The organism is Novosphingobium clariflavum (assembly GCF_026420865.1).
In the GTDB taxonomy this organism is placed as follows: domain Bacteria; phylum Pseudomonadota; class Alphaproteobacteria; order Sphingomonadales; family Sphingomonadaceae; genus Novosphingobium; species Novosphingobium clariflavum.
Window position 1 is genome coordinate 118,181 of sequence record NZ_JAPCWC010000001.1, and the last position, 13,228, is coordinate 131,408.

Annotated in this window: 14 protein-coding genes; 6 read left to right on the top strand and 8 right to left on the bottom strand. The window is 66.1% G+C overall.

Annotated features, from left to right (window positions below; translation table 11 throughout):
* Positions 1 to 9 precede the first annotated feature (9 nt).
* The 3 genes from OKA11_RS00460 (at position 10) to OKA11_RS00470 (ending at position 2,837) form a co-directional block, all read left to right on the top strand.
* The gene (locus OKA11_RS00460; RefSeq protein ID WP_267218605.1) at positions 10 to 771 is read left to right on the top strand and encodes a COG4705 family protein; all 762 of its coding nucleotides are present in this window, start codon (positions 10 to 12) and stop codon (positions 769 to 771) included.
* A 102-nt stretch (positions 772 to 873) separates the two neighbouring features.
* On the top strand, positions 874 to 2,013 hold the full coding sequence (locus OKA11_RS00465) for a GNAT family N-acetyltransferase (protein WP_267218251.1): 1,140 nt from the start codon (positions 874 to 876) through the stop codon (positions 2,011 to 2,013).
* On the top strand, positions 2,010 to 2,837 hold the full coding sequence (locus tag OKA11_RS00470; protein ID WP_267218252.1) for a proline dehydrogenase: 828 nt from the start codon (positions 2,010 to 2,012) through the stop codon (positions 2,835 to 2,837). The genes OKA11_RS00465 and OKA11_RS00470 overlap by 4 nt, the downstream gene beginning before the upstream one ends.
* A 7-nt stretch (positions 2,838 to 2,844) precedes the next feature.
* Here OKA11_RS00470 and OKA11_RS00475 read toward each other — a convergent pair whose 3' ends face one another.
* Genes OKA11_RS00475 through cobA form a run of 5 tightly spaced genes read right to left on the bottom strand, consistent with a single transcriptional unit; the run spans position 2,845 to position 6,819 of the window.
* Entirely contained in the window at positions 2,845 to 3,645 is an 801-nt protein-coding gene (locus tag OKA11_RS00475; RefSeq protein WP_267218253.1) for a phosphoadenylyl-sulfate reductase, read from the bottom strand.
* Positions 3,646 to 3,694: 49 nt separating this feature from the next.
* Positions 3,695 to 4,126 carry a DUF934 domain-containing protein gene (locus OKA11_RS00480; protein WP_267218254.1) on the bottom strand — a complete coding sequence of 144 codons (432 nt, stop codon included), beginning with the start codon at positions 4,124 to 4,126 and terminating at the stop codon, positions 3,695 to 3,697.
* Entirely contained in the window at positions 4,119 to 5,753 is a 1,635-nt protein-coding gene (locus OKA11_RS00485) for a nitrite/sulfite reductase (protein ID WP_267218255.1), read from the bottom strand. The genes OKA11_RS00480 and OKA11_RS00485 overlap by 8 nt, the downstream gene beginning before the upstream one ends.
* Positions 5,753 to 6,049 carry a DUF2849 domain-containing protein gene (locus OKA11_RS00490; RefSeq protein ID WP_267218256.1) on the bottom strand — a complete coding sequence of 99 codons (297 nt, stop codon included), beginning with the start codon at positions 6,047 to 6,049 and terminating at the stop codon, positions 5,753 to 5,755. Before OKA11_RS00490 ends, OKA11_RS00485 begins: the two co-directional genes overlap by 1 nt.
* Positions 6,046 to 6,819 (bottom strand): uroporphyrinogen-III C-methyltransferase, encoded by a 774-nt coding sequence (gene cobA, locus OKA11_RS00495; RefSeq protein WP_267218257.1) that lies wholly within the window; start codon positions 6,817 to 6,819, stop codon positions 6,046 to 6,048. The genes OKA11_RS00490 and cobA overlap by 4 nt, the downstream gene beginning before the upstream one ends.
* 572 nt (positions 6,820 to 7,391) lie before the next feature.
* On the opposite strand from cobA, the gene OKA11_RS00500 reads away from it, so the two are divergent.
* Together OKA11_RS00500 and OKA11_RS00505 are read left to right on the top strand one after the other, a co-directional pair.
* Complete coding sequence (locus OKA11_RS00500; RefSeq protein WP_267218258.1) at positions 7,392 to 8,099, top strand: helix-turn-helix domain-containing protein; 708 nt, start codon at positions 7,392 to 7,394, stop codon at positions 8,097 to 8,099.
* A gap of 292 nt (positions 8,100 to 8,391) precedes the next feature.
* The gene (locus OKA11_RS00505) at positions 8,392 to 9,339 is read left to right on the top strand and encodes a GGDEF domain-containing protein (RefSeq protein ID WP_267218259.1); all 948 of its coding nucleotides are present in this window, start codon (positions 8,392 to 8,394) and stop codon (positions 9,337 to 9,339) included.
* On the opposite strand, the gene metC is transcribed toward OKA11_RS00505, so the two are convergent.
* Together metC and OKA11_RS00515 are read right to left on the bottom strand one after the other, a co-directional pair.
* A complete protein-coding gene (gene metC, locus OKA11_RS00510; protein WP_267218606.1) occupies positions 9,307 to 10,527 on the bottom strand; it encodes a cystathionine beta-lyase in 1,221 nt (406 codons plus the stop codon). The two genes, OKA11_RS00505 and metC, sit on opposite strands and share 33 nt — an antisense overlap.
* 89 nt (positions 10,528 to 10,616) lie before the next feature.
* Entirely contained in the window at positions 10,617 to 12,008 is a 1,392-nt protein-coding gene (locus OKA11_RS00515) for a hypothetical protein (RefSeq protein ID WP_267218260.1), read from the bottom strand.
* A gap of 206 nt (positions 12,009 to 12,214) precedes the next feature.
* Here OKA11_RS00515 and queF point away from each other — a divergent pair, with 206 nt between their 5' ends.
* Positions 12,215 to 12,676 carry a preQ(1) synthase gene (queF, locus tag OKA11_RS00520; protein ID WP_267218261.1) on the top strand — a complete coding sequence of 154 codons (462 nt, stop codon included), beginning with the start codon at positions 12,215 to 12,217 and terminating at the stop codon, positions 12,674 to 12,676.
* Between the two features lie 248 nt (positions 12,677 to 12,924).
* Here the strand turns inward: queF and OKA11_RS00525 are convergent, their stop codons facing one another.
* Positions 12,925 to 13,179 (bottom strand): hypothetical protein, encoded by a 255-nt coding sequence (locus OKA11_RS00525; RefSeq protein WP_267218262.1) that lies wholly within the window; start codon positions 13,177 to 13,179, stop codon positions 12,925 to 12,927.
* Positions 13,180 to 13,228: the final 49 nt, after the last annotated feature.

A 13,228-nucleotide genomic window follows, 5' to 3' on the forward strand; every position in this document is an offset into this window, starting at 1 on the left:
GAGGACATGATGCAGGAAAATCGGGCCACGGCGCCCTTGAGCAAGGTTCCCGAAGTCACCTTGGGCTTCTGGATCATCAAGGTTTTTGCAACCACGCTGGGCGAGACCGGCGGCGATACCCTGTCGATGACGTACGACATGGGCTACCTTGCCAGCAGCCTGGTCTTTGTGGTGCCGCTGGTCGCGCTGGTCCTCCTGCAGGTGCGCGCGCGTGGGTTCATCCGCTGGCTCTACTGGGCAACCATCGTCGCTTCGACCACCGCCGGGACGACAATGGCCGATTTCGCGACGCGCTCGCTGGGGATTGGCTATCTGGGCGGTTCGCTGCTGCTCGGCGGGCTGGTGCTGGCTGCGCTGCTGATATGGAAGCGCGTCACCGGCACGATCGCGGTCGAAAGCATCGTTTCGGCGCGGGCGGAGTGGTTCTACTGGATCACGATCACCTTCTCGCAAACCCTGGGGACCGCGCTGGGAGACTGGGCGGCCGATGACGGCGGGCTGGGGTATCTTGGCGGCGCCGCGCTGTTCGGCGGATCGCTGGCGGCGCTGGAGGTGCTGCGCAGGCGTTCGCCGGTGAGCCCGGTGGTGCTGTTCTGGGCGGCCTTTGTCCTGACCCGGCCGCTGGGGGCGACGCTGGGCGATTTCCTCGACAAGCCGCTCGCGCATGGCGGCCTGGACCTCAGCCGGCCCTGGGCAAGTTCTCTCCTTGCCTGCGCCATCGTGGTCATGGTGGCGGTCCTGCCTCAGCGTGCGGGAAGGCATCCCGGCTGATCGGGGGCAAGGACGGAATGTTGCGCAGATTTTAACTTCAGATAAGCAGATTTGCGCTATTCTCTTGCGAGGCTGCGACATTGCCACGAGGGGAACGAGGCCATGCGTCACGATGCATCGGTGGCCGAAGGAGTGGGCGAAGCATTGCTGGGGGCGCTGTCCGGCCTTGCAAGGTCGGTAGACGGTGTGCGCTCCCGCCAGGTTTCCGGCGTTGCCGAGGAGGATTGGCGGGCGCTGGAACGGCACGCGCGGCTGCCTTCGCAGCTCCTCGCGTTTCACGAAGCCTTGCGTGTGACGATGCTGGCAGGCCGCGTTGGCCTGCTTGCCCGGGTGCGCGATCACGGGCGTACGGTTGCGCTGCTGCCGCTCTGCCGCCGTCGTGGATGGATGGCGCGCTGGCATGCCGCCGGAGAGCGCCAGGTCTACGAGCCGGTGGACGCCCTCTACCGTGACGAGGCGGCGGTCGCGGCCTTGGGCCGCGAACTTGCCCGGCTGCGGCGCCCCTTGCGGTTGGAACGCATTCCAGAGGATTCGTTGCTGATCGGCTCGCTGCGGGCGGCGATGAAGGGCAGGGGCGTGCTGGTGATCCGGCCGGCCACCGGCTGCCCGACGATCGCGATCGATCCAGGTGGCGGTGACCCCGAAGCCCGCTTCAACGCCGGGCGGCGTTCCGACTTTCGCCGTGCCCGGCGCAAGGCAGACGCCGAAGGGGCGGTGACGTTCGAGCTGCACGCGCCCTCGCGAGAGCAATTCGGCACGCTGTTCGACGAGGCCATGGAAATTGAGCGTCGCGGCTGGAAGGGCGATGCTGGGACTGCATTGGCTTGTGATCCGGTCAAGGCGGCATTTTTTCGCGACTTTCTGGGCCGCGCCAGCGAGGAAGGGGCCTGCCGCATCGCCTTCATGCGGATCGACGGCAAGGCCGTCGCGACACAGCTCGCGGTGGAGTTTCAGCAGCGCTACTGGCTGTTCAAGATCGGTTTCGACCGTGCGTTCTCTCGGGTTTCGCCGGGCAACCTGCTGATGCTTCATGCCTTGGGCGATGCCACCGCGCGCGGACTGCTCGGCATCGAACTGCTGGGTGAAGTGGAGCCTTGGATCATCGAGGGGTGGACGCGGGACGCGATCGCCTGTCTTCGATTGCAGACTTATCCGTTCAATCTCCACGGCCTCGCCGCGCTGGTGGCGGAGGCGGGCAACTGGCTGTGGCAGCGGCGACCACGACGCCGGGTTCCCGCATGAGCGCAGGACTGGGCACAAGGCTGCGCACCGGACTGTCGCGCACGGTCGAGGCCCTGGCGCCCGCGCCGGACGCGGCTGCGGCGGCGAGGGCGGCGATTGCCCTGCAGGCGCGCGGCATGGCAGCCACGCTCAGCTATTTCCCGGCATGGGACGGAGAGCCTGAGGGCATCATCGCCGCTGGTGAAGCGTTGTCCGCGGCGCTGGACGGCGCGGTTCCCGGTACGTGCCTTGCCATCAAGGCATCGCCGCTGCATTTCGACAAGGACTTGCTGCGCGCCGTGGCCAGTCCCGCAGCTTCGGCGGGCATGACGGTCGTGTTCGATGCGCTCACCCACGTTCAGGCCGGGCAGACGCTGGATCTGGCCGAGTGGATGATCCAGGCCTACGGCTCCAGCGGGGTTGCGCTGCCCGCGCGCTGGCGGCGCAGCCTTGCCGATGCCGAACGGCTGCGTGAAGCACCGGTGCGGCTCCGCCTGGTCAAGGGCGAGTGGCCCGACCCCGAGGGGGACGCCGGCGAACCGGGGCAGGCTTATCTAGATCTCGTGCGCATGCTCGCGGGCCGCAAGGCGCCGGTGGGTATCGCCACGCACGATCCGGCGCTTGCGCGCGCCGCGCTGGAGATCCTGCGGCCCTCGGGAACCCCTTGCGAACTGGAGCAGTTGCGGGGTTTGCCGATGAAGCGCAGCACCGCGGTCGCGGCGCGGTTCGGCGTGCCGGTACGGCTCTATTGGCCATTCGGCCCCGGCTGGTGGCCCTATGCCGCCGAGAAGCTGATCGAGCGCCCCTACCTGCCGAAGTGGTGGGTTGCCGATCGCCTCGGTTGAGGCGGGGTCAGAGATCCAGATCGAATTCGGGAGCGCTCTGGCCGGTGCGGTCGGACGGGATGGCGACGTGGATGCCGCATTCGGTCTTGTCGAACCCGCGCCAGCGGCCCGAACGCGGGTCTTCGCCCGGCGCCACCTTGCTGGTGCAGGGCATGCAGCCGATCGAAGGATAGCCCTGCGCCACCAGCGGGTGCGGGGGCAGGTCGTGCTCGGCGATATAGGCGGCGAGGCGCTCGGGCGACCAGTCGATCAGGGGGTTGATCTTGAGGCGCCCCTGCGTGTCGCTGGTGTCGATCTCGAAGCGGGGCAGTGTGGCGCGGGCCGAGTTCTGGAAGGCCTTGCGACCGGTGAACGACGCGTCGTAACCCAGCAGCGCCTTTTCCAGCGGCTTGACCTTGCGGATCTCGCAGCAACCGTCGGGGTCGTAGGACCAGCGCAGCCCGTTCTCGTCCTTCTTCGCCAGTTCCGCAGCGTCGGGGACGAGGTTGATGAGGTTGGTCAGGCCGAGACGCTCGACCAGCAGGTCCCGGTAGGCGAGCGTCTCGGGAAAGTGCTTTCCGGTCTCCAGAAACAGCACCGGCACCGAGGGATCGACCGAGGCCAGCAGGTGCAGCAGCACCGCGCTTTCGGCGCCGAAGCTCGATACCGTCGTGACGTCGCCCGCCATGCCTTCCTTGAGCAGCGTCTCGAGCATCTCGCTCGTGTCGGTGCCGCGGAACAGGCGGTTGAGCCGTACGGCATCGGCCTCGTCGAAACGAGGGCCGGTGTCGATACGGTCGCGGATACGGGTCACTTCGGTATGAGTCATCGGGAGGTCCCTTTTGACGGCGGTTTTCCGGTCGCTCTGGAGCGGGAAATCAGCCGTGGCGCTTGGCCCAGATCGCCGGGCGACCGTCAACGGCGGTGGCCTGGTAGACGTTCTCCCAACGGTCGAACGCGGTGCGCGCGTCCTGATCGTTGAGCGCCTTGTCGGGCGCGAAGGCATCGAAGCCGCAGCGCTTGAGGTGATGGAGCATGTCGATCACGAGATCGCCCACGGCGCGCATCTCGCCCTTGTAGCCGGCTTCGCGCAGGATGCGGGCGGAGGAATAGCCGCGCCCGTCGGTCCAGGCCGGGAAGCTGACTTCCACGAGCGAGAGACGGTCCAGATGCGGCAGCAGGTCGCGCGCATCGTCGCCCGGCTCGATGCGCACGGCGGTGGCGTTGGTCTGCGCGGCGAAGGCATCGACGGTCACCGCCGGGTCGTTGACGGCTTCGTCTTCACGGAAGCGGAATTGGACTTCAACCATAGATCGCTTCCTTGAACGGAGCCATGCCGATACGGCGGTAGGTGTCGAGGAAGCGTTCCTCGCCCTGCTTGTTGGCGAGATAGACCTCGGTGGCCTTTTCGATGGCATCGACCACGCCGTCCTCGGTGAAACCGGGGCCGGTGATCTGGCCGAGCGAGGTATCCGCGCCCTCGCTGCCGCCCAGCAGGAGCTGGTAGTTTTCCAGGCCCTTCTTGTCGACGCCGAGGATGCCGATGTGGCCCGCGTGGTGGTGGCCGCAGGCGTTGATGCAGCCGGAGATCTTCAGCTTCAGCTCGCCGATCTCGGCCTGGCGCTCGGCACTGCCGAAACGCTCGGAGATCTTCTGCGCCACCGGGATCGAGCGGGCATTGGCCAGCGCGCAATAGTCGAGGCCGGGGCAGGCGATGATGTCGCCCACGGTGTCGAGATTGGCAGTGGCGAGGCCCGCGGCGTCCAGCGCCTGCCACACGGTGTAGAGGTCGGCCTTCTTCACGTGCGGGAAGACGATGTTCTGGGCATGGGTCACGCGCAGCTCGTCGAAGCTGTAGTCCTTGGCCAGCTGCGCCATCAGGCGGATCTGGTCGGCGCTGGCGTCACCGGGGATGCCGCCCACGGGCTTCAGCGAAACCGTGGCGATCACGTAGCCCGCCTGCTTGTGGGCATGCGTGTTGCGCTCAACCCAAAGGCGGAAGTCGGGATCGGTGAGGTCCAGATCGTCCGAAGCGCCGGCTTCGAAGCCGGGATCGGTGAAGTGCGTCTTGATGCGCTCCAGCTCGGCCAGCGGCGGCTCGATCGGCTGGGTCAGCAGGTGCGCGAACTCTTCCTCAACCTGGCGGACGTATTCGTCACGGCCCAGTTCGTGGACGAGGATCTTGATGCGCGCCTTGTACTTGTTGTCGCGGCGGCCATAGCGGTTGTAGACGCGCAGGCAGGCCTCGGCATAGGTGATCAGCTGGTCCAGCGGCACGAAGTCGCGGATCAGCGGGGCGATCATCGGGGTGCGGCCCATGCCGCCGCCGGCGTAGAACTGGGCGCCGATCTCGCCAGCGTCGTTCTTCACCATCTTGATGCCGATGTCGTGCAGGCGCATCGCCGCGCGGTCGGTTTCCGACGCGATGACGGCGATCTTGAACTTGCGCGGCAGTACCAGGAATTCCGGGTGGAAGCTGGACCACTGGCGCAGCAGTTCCGCATAAGGGCGCGGATCGACGATCTCTTCGGCGGCGGCACCAGCGTACTGGTCCGAGGAGATGTTGCGGATGCAGTTGCCGCTGGTCTGGATGGCATGCATCTCCACCTTGGCGAGTTCGGCCAGGATGTCGGGCGTGTCTTCCAGCTTGATCCAGTTGTACTGGATGTTCTGGCGGGTGGTGAAGTGGCCGTAGCCGCGGTCGTACTTGTCCGCGATATCGCCCAGCAGCGTCATCTGCGCGGAGTTCAGCGTGCCGTAGGGCACCGCGACGCGCAGCATGTAGGCGTGGAGCTGGAGGTAGAGGCCGTTCTGCAGGCGCAGCGGCTTGAACTGGTCCTCGGTCAGGTCGCCGGCAAGGCGGCGGCGGACCTGGTCACGGAATTCCGCGACGCGCGTGTCGACCATCTGCTGGTCGTATTCGTCGTACTTGTACATCAGATCACCCAGTCTGCGGCTGCGGGGTCGGACGGCTTCAGCGTCAGGTCGAGGCGGACGGTCGGACCAAGCGCGCGGATACGCTCCTTGATGTGGGCCGGGCGGACGCCTTCTTCGGTCTTCGCGCCATCGACGATGTAGGCGCCGACGACATTGCGGGCCCCTTCCTCACGCGCGGCGAGGGCGGCGCCATGGTCGCCCACATCGGCGGAATCGTTGACATCCAGCGACCAGCTTACGCCGGTCCACCAGATGACCGCTCCGGTCTTGAGGTCGTTGCCCGTCAGGATCTTCACTGTTGTACTGCCTCCAGCGCTGTTGCGCTTACGATGGTGTCGGGCTGCGCGGTAACAGCGCCGATGACGATGAGCGCGGGGCTGGCCACCCGTTCCCGCTCAACAAGCTCTGCAAGTCCCGCAAGCGACGTGCGCAGCACGCGCATGTCGCCGCGCGTGGCCTTTTCGATCACCGCGATGGGAACGTCGGGCGTCAGGCCGTCCGCGATCAGCTTTTCGGTGATCTGGGCGGCGGTCGCAAGGCCCATGAAGATCACCAGCGTCCGGCCCTTGCCGGCAAGGCCGGACCAGTCCTGATCGGTCAGGCCCTTGCACTGGCCTGCCACGAAGCTGACGATCGAGGCATGGTCGCGGTGTGTCAGCGGGATCTGCGCGGCGGCGGCGGCGCCCAGCGCGGACGAGATGCCCGGCACGACTTCCACCGGAACCCCGGCGGCTCGGCAGGCCTCGGCTTCCTCGCCGCCGCGGCCGAACACGAAGGGATCGCCGCCCTTCAGGCGCACGACGTCATGGCCGGCCAGCGCCTCGCGCACGAGGAGGGCGTTGATCTCCTCCTGCTTCATGGTGTGGCGCGAGCGGGCCTTGGCCACCGAGATCAGGCGCGCGGAGGGGCGCGCCATCGACAGGATCGCCGGATCGACCAGCCCGTCGTGCACGATCAGCGCGGCGTTCATCACCAGCCGCGCGGCGCGCAGGGTGAGCAGATCGGGATCGCCGGGGCCGGCGCCGACCAGGAAGACTCGTCCAGGAGAGGCGGGATTCGCTTGCATGATGGCGCACATGATACCGCAAGGCCGGGGATACCAGCCAGAATGGCTTTGCAGGCAGAAAGGGAGGGTTTTAGGGGTATGGGCGGAGCGCGATTTTTGTCCGGTTTTGGGCGGAATTTCGGGTTTCGTGCGTTTTGTCGGGGCGTTTGTGCCCGTTAGGCCGCAGCGTCTGCTAATATTAACTATGTGCGCCGTGTCGTGACCGGTTCGTGACGGCATGGCGAGGGGTGAGTGACGATGATTCGAGGAAAGGCGGATGGCTATCCGTAGTAGTTGAAGCGGTTTTTGATGCGGAATTGATCTTCGCATCGATGAACATGGCGTGGATACGAACGCATTGGTCGTATCGGGGGTCGTAACGGACTTCTCCACCCGACCCGTTCTGCGTATACATCCACTGTGGGTTACGACATTTTTCCAGATGTCGCTGTCGTGGGTGGATCGAACGGGTTGGCGTTCCAATTCGGTCGGGCCGAGCAGATCGGTTCGCTCCGGATAGGGAGGGTATTAGTCGGCGCGCTAACCGAATCTTAACCCAGGGAGGGGATTTTCTGCCTCCTGGAGAATGCGCAATGCCCATCGAGGCACATTTCGAAGTTAACCCCGAGGCTGCCGCATTCGTCGGCGATCGCGCCCGTGCGCCTCGTCGCAAGCTGATGCTGGAGACCCAGGGGGCCAGTTCGTCGGGGGCAGAGATGCCCGTTCTCATCCACAACTTCTCCGAAAGTGGGCTCCTGCTTGAAAGCGCCACGGCGCTGGCCGTGGGGGACACGATCGAACTCGAACTGCCCGAGGCGGGGCAGACGCCAGCTCGGGTGATCTGGACCAGCGGCAACCTCTACGGCTGCGCGTTCGACCGGATCCTGCCGAAATCAGCATTGAGCGCGGCACAGCTGCGCAGTGCCGTGCAGCCGGGCATAGCGCTGGGCGATCAGTCTGGCGCCGGCGAGGCATCCGGTAATGCGCCTGCGGCCATCGGCGGCGAAAGCCTTGGCGAGCGGTTGCATCGCCTGCGCAACGAGCGCGGCTTCACGCAAGGTGAACTCGCGGCCCGTCTGGGTGTCAGCAAGCCCACGGTCTGGGCCTGGGAGCAGGGCCGTGCCCGTCCGATCGAGGAGCGGCTTGAGGCCATCGCCCGCGAATTGGGCGTCAACATCGCGGATCTGCGTCCGGGGCGAACCGTGGCGGGCCTGCCCGAACTCATCGCGCGTTGCCGCGAGCAGATCGCGGCGGCGGTGGAAACCACGCCGGACAAGATCCGCATCATGATTGAACTGTGATCGGGAGCATTGCGGGCGCCTGCTCAGCGGTGCCCGCAAATTCTCTGGCTGGCTTGATATGTTGATGGTAAATATCGGAATAACAAGAATTTATTTCTAATAAGATTTGATAACAGAACTAATCTGCCTTTCGTTTAAGGCGTTGTTCGGGTCGTTGCGGGGGCGTTCGAATGGTGGGTGTGTCAACTCATTTCTATGGGTGTGTATCTGCTGGTCGGCTCACTCTGATGGCTGCTTGTTCCTTGGGGTCGTTTCACGGCCCAATGGCACTGGGGCACTTTTGAGTATGGGAATGGAATTCACATTCCGGGAGTCGTGGACACTTTTCGGCCTGCTGGCCGAGACGACCTCGGATATCATTCTCAAGACCGATCTGCAGGGCTGCATCGTGCAGGCCTCGTCCGGTATTGCCCGGCTGGGGGTGCGCATCGATCCGGCCGTCACCGGCCCGCACTTGCTGGATGTCGTCTCGGATTCTGCGCGCTCCGCAGTGGCCGAGGCGCTCGACGCGGCGCTCGCCGGCGCGCAGACCGGCAACTGGGTCGAATTTCCCGCGATCAGCCCTGACGAGCGCGATACCTGGTATGAATTGCAGGCGCGGGCGCTGCGCGACGATGCAGGCGTAGTCTATGGCGCCCTGGCGGTAATGCGCAGCATCGATGAGAAGCGTGTGCTGAAGGACCAGCTTTTTGCCGCGACCTACACGGATCCGCTGACCCGCCTGACCAACCGGGCGGCCTTCATCTCCATGCTCGAACACATGATCGAGGCGCAGATGGATGGCTGTCTGGCGATGTTCTCGATCGATTTTTTCCGCACCATCAACATGAAGTACGGCCAGCACACCGGCGACGACGTGCTACGCGTGTTTGCCGACCTGCTGCGCGAGATGCTGCGGAGCGACGACCTTATCTCGCGGATCGGTTCGGAACGTTTCGCCGTGCTGCTGCCGCGCACCAGCCCGGAGCAGGCGCAGGCGATCTGCAGCCGTGTGGTGGCGACGCTGGCGGACTTGCGCCAGACCGTAGGCGAAAGTCGCATGGCGATCACCGCCAGCGGCAGTGTCGCGCGGATTGGCGACAGTCTCGACAGTACGATCGAGCGTGCGGAGCTCGCACTGTTCTTCGCCAAGGCGAAAGGGCGTAACCGGCTTGAGATGGAAAAGCCGCGCGCGGTGCAGATGCAGCCGGACGCGGCTCTTTCCGGATCAGCCCTGTCCCATCGCTTCCAGAGCCTGTGAGATATCGGCGATAAGGTCGCCGGCATCTTCCAGCCCGATGGAGAAGCGCACGCCGAAGACGTCCGCGGGATTTTCTGCTGCCGGCGGCCAGGGCATGATGGAGCGATAGCCCGCCGGCGCGATGGGGATGCACAGGCTTTCGAAGCCGCCCCACGAATAGCCGATCCCGAACAGCTTCAGCGCATCGACGAAGCGGTTGCGCCGGGCCATCGTCACGTCCTTGAACACCACGCTCATCAGTCCGCTGCCGCCGGTGAAATCGCGCAGCCACAGGTCATGCCCGGGGGCGCCCGGAAGCATCGGGCAGAGCACTTGCGCGACTTCGGGGCGCTGGGACAGGAATTGGGCGATCTTCAGGGCGGTCTCGGTGCCTTGCTTGAGGCGCACGCCCAGTGTGCGCAGGCCGCGCAGCGCCAGCGCGGCATCGTCGGGAGAGACGATATTGCCGAGTTGCTGGGCGCGTTCACGCAGCTTGCCGTACAGTTCCGCCCCGGCGCTGGCCGAGCCCATCATCAGGTCGGAATGGCCGCCGACATGCTTGGTCAGCGCCATCACCACGACGTCCGCGCCCTTGGTCAGTCCCTGGAAGCCGAGTGGGCTGGCCCAGGTATTGTCGAGTACCGAGAGAGCGCCCTTTTCGCGCGCGATGCGGGTCAGCGCGGGCACGTCGCAGACTTCCATCGACAGGCTGCCGGGCACTTCCAGCATCACCGCGCGGGTCTTTTCGGTGAAGGCGGCCTCGTAGGCGGCAAGGTCCAGCGGATCGAAGAACCGGGTGGTGACGCCGAAGTCGGTCAGCAGGCCGAGGCCCATCGAACGGGTCGGGTCATAGGCATTGTCGGTGATGAGCAGTTCGTCGCCGGGGCGCAGCAGGGTGAGCATGACACCGACGATGGCGGCCACGCCCGAGGGGTAGATCACCGTGCCCGCCGCGCCGGGTTCGAGCTGGGTGAGCGCATCGCAGAGCGCCCACTGCGTCGGCGCGCCGCGGCGGCCGTAGAAGAAGCGGCCGTCCTCGTTGTGGCGCGGCCCTTCGGCGAGCGCGGCGGTATTTTCGTAGAGGTGCGTGCTGGCGCGCCAGACCGGGGGATTGACGACCGCGCCGGTCCAGTCCTTGCGGCGCCCGCCGGCAACGAGCTTGGTTGCGGGGGACAGGTCGCCGATATTTTCGAAATCGCTCAAGGGAATCTCCGCAAAATCCGCCCCGGGCGGATTTCAAATCGCACTTTGGGGAGCGCGACCCTAGACGCGGCGATCCGAGCGGTCGAGGGGCTGTGTCATTCCGCCGCTTGCGGAATGCCGCCCGCTGGCGCGGGTCCGGCATGGGAGCGGGCGCCGACGATCTCGCGGGCCTGGATCGGCGCATGGTCGCGCGGGCCGGTGTCGATCCGCAGGGGAGCAAGGCCCGCACCTTCGCCGGGCTGGCCGAGCGAGAATACCCGCCGCTCGATCGACCCGTCGGGCAGCGCGACAAACAGTCGCAGCAGCGGCACGAACAGCGTCGCGTTGCCCTGTCGCAATGGGCGGATGGCATTGAGCGGCAGCTGGATTTCACCCTTCACTTCGCGCGTTTCGCCCGGTGCAAGGGCATCGAAACGGTGGCGGACCGGAATTGAGGCGGGATCGGGGGCGAGTTGCTCGGCCTGCGAGAGCGAGGCGTGGGCGGAGATCATGTCCGCCGCGATCACCGCGCCCTCGGGAATACCGTCGTCCGGCGCGGTCAGCGCGGCGCGGTAGACCAGTGTCGCATAGACCAGCGACTGCCGCATCAGCACAGGTTCGAGAGCGAATTCCGGCTTTTCAATGTCGGCAGGAGAGGGGGCGGGGGGAGGCGTGGTGATCTCGGCTGGGCCCTGTGCAGGGACCAGCAGCGGTGCAAGCAGCGGATTGGCGCGCGGCGGGACGGCCGGTGTGACAGGTCCCGTCGTGACAGGCCCCGTCGTGGTCTGAACTGGCGCGGTGATGACGGGCTCTGTCGGCGCCCTTGTGGCGGGGGCCACCTCCGCTTCGGGCGCCTGGGCAATATCACCGGTTTCGGGCTCCGCCTCCGGCTCCAGACCGGCCTCTGTCCAGGCCGTTGCCGGGGCAGTGCGACGGCGCAACAGGGCAAACACGCCGCCCCCTGCCAGCAGTAGCGCGACCGGGATGGCCAGCCACCATTCCGGCCAGTGGTTTGACGGTGCGGCAGTCGGCTCGGTTGGCGGGGCATCGGCAGCGGCGCGGCTCGGCGTTGCAGCAAGCGGCGATGCCGAAGGCACGGGCTGGGTGGCGGGGGCGGTCGGGGCCGGCGTCGGAGCCGGGACCGGGGCTGCCGGGCTTGCGCCCACGCGCGGGGCAGGCGCGTCCGTTCGGCGAGCCGCCTCGCCGGCGGGTGCGGTGGGTTTTGCGGCGGGCTTCTCCGGTGCCCTGGCAGTCGGCGTGCTGATCGCCGGGGGCGGTGCCGCAGGCAGCGTGACCTTCGGGCTGGGCGTTTCCTCGGGCGTATTGGCGGGGCGCGTAACGACCGGATTTTGCGAATCGACCGGACCGGCAGGGCGCGCCGGTGCCTGTGTGGAATCGGCGCCGGGCTGAAGGCTCCATGTCGCCTGTGCCAGCGCGTGCGTCGTGCCCGCGACAAGAAGGACGCCCGCCAGCGCCGCCGTTTTAGAAAGAGTAGCCGTCCTGGTCATCTTGCCCCGCATCATCCCTTCAGCGCGGAAGCCTTCGCGCGCTGAACCTTGTCTTAATGGAGGTCGCATATAGTCCCTCGGCGCGATGAGGCGAGGGGCATCATAGCCGAATTGCGGCCCGGCTAGAAGGGCGCCGATGGCTCGCCATCCCCCGCATGGGGTGCCAAGTCTTGAAGGAAGCAGGGCGGGCAATTATCAAGGCGCTCATGACCGACACTTCCATCGCTCCGCTGCATCTCGGCCAGAACGTGCCGCTGCCCACCTCGCCCGAGGAGGCCGTGCTCGATTACGTTCCCAATCCGCGCCAGGGCAGCCTCTATCTGGTGCGTTTCGCCGCGCCGGAATTCACCTCGCTCTGCCCCGTCACCGGCCAGCCTGATTTCGCGCATCTCGTGATCGATTATGCGCCCGGCGAGACCATCGTCGAATCCAAGAGCCTCAAGCTGTTCCTCGGCTCGTTCCGCAACCACAACGGTTTCCACGAGGATGTGACGGTCGGCATTGGCCAGCGTCTGTTCGACGAGATGAAGCCGCGCTGGCTGCGCATCGGCGGCTACTGGTATCCGCGCGGCGGCATTCCGATCGACGTGTTCTGGCAGTCCGGCGCGGCGCCGGAAGGCCTTTGGGTCCCCGATCAGGGCGTACAGGGCTACCGCGGCCGGGGCTGAGCTTTCCTGGTTGCCGATGAAACGGGAGCGCCGGTGTGTTCCGGCGCTCCCGTATTCCCCGATCTTTCCCTCCAGACGGCCTTGCTGGCCGTTTCCCCGGAAGTCCGCGTCGGGCGACGTTGGCCTTGGCTCCTCTCCAAGCCGTACCTTAAAGCGTTTTCCAATCAGGTGGAATCACCTGATGACTCGGAAAACGCGTAAAACCAAAATCTTAGAGCAGTTGATCCGATGCAGTCGGATCAACTGCTCTAGCGTGGACTGTTGATTTTCGAGAGATCGATCGACCTGCTGCCCAGAGCAGCCAATTGCCGCGTGGTCAGGCACTGGGCCTGAACGGTGGGCGCATCGGCCCCCAGTGCCATGTCCGAGCCCAGCGCCTCTTCCAGGCGCGCGGCGCAGGCGGCACGGGTCGGAAAGGTCTGCACGGGAACCGCGAGGCGCTGGCAGGCAGAGCCGTCGTCGCTGCAGCCGAACAGGGCAAGGGCGATGAGAGTGGTGCTCAAGTCTCTCTCCTTTCATCCCAAAGAACGGCAAAGGCGCCGGAAATATCCC

Excerpts from the sequence above, each read along its gene's own strand:
- OKA11_RS00460 (WP_267218605.1), top strand. The coding sequence starts at position 10 with ATGCAGGAAAATCGGGCCACGGCGCCCTTGAGCAAGGTTCCCGAAGTC.
- OKA11_RS00480 (WP_267218254.1), bottom strand. The coding sequence starts at position 4,126 with ATGGTTGAAGTCCAATTCCGCTTCCGTGAAGACGAAGCCGTCAACGAC.
- OKA11_RS00485 (WP_267218255.1), bottom strand. The coding sequence starts at position 5,753 with ATGTACAAGTACGACGAATACGACCAGCAGATGGTCGACACGCGCGTC.
- queF (WP_267218261.1), top strand. The coding sequence starts at position 12,215 with ATGACCGACACTTCCATCGCTCCGCTGCATCTCGGCCAGAACGTGCCG.
- OKA11_RS00500 (WP_267218258.1), top strand. The coding sequence starts at position 7,392 with ATGCCCATCGAGGCACATTTCGAAGTTAACCCCGAGGCTGCCGCATTC.
- OKA11_RS00470 (WP_267218252.1), top strand. The coding sequence starts at position 2,010 with ATGAGCGCAGGACTGGGCACAAGGCTGCGCACCGGACTGTCGCGCACG.
- OKA11_RS00515 (WP_267218260.1), bottom strand. The coding sequence starts at position 12,008 with ATGACCAGGACGGCTACTCTTTCTAAAACGGCGGCGCTGGCGGGCGTC.
- OKA11_RS00465 (WP_267218251.1), top strand. The coding sequence starts at position 874 with ATGCGTCACGATGCATCGGTGGCCGAAGGAGTGGGCGAAGCATTGCTG.
- OKA11_RS00475 (WP_267218253.1), bottom strand. The coding sequence starts at position 3,645 with ATGACTCATACCGAAGTGACCCGTATCCGCGACCGTATCGACACCGGC.
- OKA11_RS00505 (WP_267218259.1), top strand. The coding sequence starts at position 8,392 with ATGGAATTCACATTCCGGGAGTCGTGGACACTTTTCGGCCTGCTGGCC.
- cobA (WP_267218257.1), bottom strand. The coding sequence starts at position 6,819 with ATGCAAGCGAATCCCGCCTCTCCTGGACGAGTCTTCCTGGTCGGCGCC.